Below are 2,101 nucleotides of genomic sequence, written 5' to 3' on the forward strand. Positions count from 1 at the left end.
TCATAAGGTAGCGATTCATAAAAGCGTAAAATTGCAGCGCTACTCGCAATTCCAAAACTGATAGCAAGTTGTTGGGTTACAGCTAACATACTATTACCAGAAATTGCATTGTTTTCTGTCAAATCCGCTAGAGTAAGTGTATTCATAGCGATGAATTGGGTCGACATTGCCGCTCCCAGTAAAAATAAAGGAATTATCAAAATATAAATTGGCATATTAGGTGATTGCAATGAAAATTAAGTAATAATTAAGCCAATAATAAATGTTATGGTAAAAAGTGTTTTTTTATAGCCATATTGAGTTAATATTTTTGTCACAACAGATTTTGCCGATATTGAGCTTATCGCCATTGGCGCCATCATTAAACCAGCTGTAACCGCTGGGTGTCCAAATCCTATAGCTAAGCGACTTAATTTTGATTACACCATATTGAATGCGAACAAAATATCTGTGTCGCATCCGAGCGCTCTTTTTTTGCATTTAGCTTATGCCCATTCATGTTCAATTAGATTAAGATCTGGGGAATAGGTAGGCAAATATTCCAGCATATGCCCCGCATCGATGATGACTTGTTGAATACTCTGTTTCTTGTGAAAAGTCGCATTATCCATTATGATTACACTGTTTTTAGGAAGTACTGGGATAAGGATTTGGGTGACCCATGCATAGAAAAAATCGCTGTTAATATTGATATCAAATAATCCGATAGCAAACAGCGTTATGCCCAATAAAGCGCCGATAACATTTGTTCTTCCTTTAGCTCCTCAGTTCTTGAGACCAACACACCGTTGACCTTTCGGGGAATAGCCGTGAGTCCGCGGGGGTATCGTGTGAAAAACCACTTTCATCAATAAAAACAATATGCTTGCCTTCTTTTTCATACTGTTGTTTTTTTGTTGAAACGTTTGTCGAGTGTTTTCGTCGGCTTTCGGATGACGTAGAGTTTTTTATAGGTCAATCCCATTTTTTAAGAACTTGCCAAATGGTTTTCTGACAAACGCCAAAACGCTCTGCACGCTCTTTTTGGTAAGCATCTGGATATTGTTCAACATCTTTTATCAACTCGGATTTATCGATTTTTCGCTGACGCGTACTCGATGCTTTTGGCTCTATTTGATTAATCCAACGCGATACAGATGCAGAGCCAATCCGAAATTGCTTCGCTGTTTCTCGGATACTCAACTCTTCTTCTTCCATCGTAAATATCACTTTTACTTCTAAAATCAATTGAATAGATCATATAAATAATGTCATCAAAATTAAGTCTTTTAGCTATACAACAACATTAAACGTTTTTTTATACTTCGGCTGCCCTTCAATCACCACCGTACCTTCTAAGGAGGGAATAGCTTGGATGATTAGTTTATTATGTAAATCTTTTGCTGCTATGGAAGAAAATGAGAGTAGAACAAGTGAAGAAAGAAGGATCTTACATACCGTTTTCATTGACAACCTCCTTTATGAACATGAACAATTAGTCATTTATTCTGAAGCCAGATTACGGGGTAAATAAGAGTAAAACAACCGAAGAAAGAAGAACTGTAGCTACGTTTTTCATTAACTTCCTTCTTCATGAACAACTAGTCATTTATTTGGCAATCAGATTTGAGGTAAAACTTAAATCCTGACTTATCGGATTCCTCAATAATTTTGGGACATTCAAAGAAAAGCAGTGGCATAAGTTAAGACTATTTATTATCCATAAAGTTCTTAAAGAAGAAAAAAGCATTTTTTGATTTGTGCCTGAAACTTAACATATAAAATTAAAATAGAAAATAATTTTAATAAAATCAGCTAATTAAGAAAGAAAAATTTTTTTGCGTAGGCTTCAAAGTCTGTACAACCACCAATATGTTGCTCATCAATAAAAATTTGCGGAACAGTCTCAACAGGTTTACCCGCTTTTTTAGCTAAGTCAGCTTTAGTGATCCCCTCTGCTTGTATGTCAATATAATTATAATCAAAATCATCACGTTCATGTTTTAATTTTTCTGCTAATTCTTTTGCGCGGACGCAATAGGGGCAACCGGAGCGACCAAAAATGACAGTAAACATCATATCTCCTTCAACTAAATTTTATTTATTATCTACAGTTCAATTA

Annotated in this window: 2 protein-coding genes and 2 pseudogenes; all 4 read right to left on the reverse strand. The window is 35.3% G+C overall.

Translation table 11 applies throughout. The annotated features are described in order from the left end of the window. Nucleotides 1-404, reverse strand: a pseudogene (locus ARSQ2_RS13305) (MFS transporter); the annotation flags it as partial. An 81-nt stretch (nt 405-485) separates the two neighbouring features. After that, nucleotides 486-746, reverse strand: a pseudogene (locus ARSQ2_RS10990) (transposase); the annotation flags it as partial. Between the two features lie 208 nt (nt 747-954). Next, complete coding sequence (locus ARSQ2_RS10995; RefSeq protein ID WP_181995317.1) at nt 955-1,227, reverse strand: IS630 transposase-related protein; 273 nt, start codon at nt 1,225-1,227, stop codon at nt 955-957. A gap of 567 nt (nt 1,228-1,794) precedes the next feature. Continuing rightward, nucleotides 1,795-2,055 (reverse strand): GrxA family glutaredoxin, encoded by a 261-nt coding sequence (locus ARSQ2_RS11000; protein WP_181995318.1) that lies wholly within the window; start codon nt 2,053-2,055, stop codon nt 1,795-1,797. Nucleotides 2,056-2,101: the final 46 nt, after the last annotated feature.

This window comes from Arsenophonus endosymbiont of Bemisia tabaci Q2 (genome assembly GCF_902713415.1).
Taxonomy (GTDB): Bacteria; Pseudomonadota; Gammaproteobacteria; order Enterobacterales; family Enterobacteriaceae; genus Arsenophonus.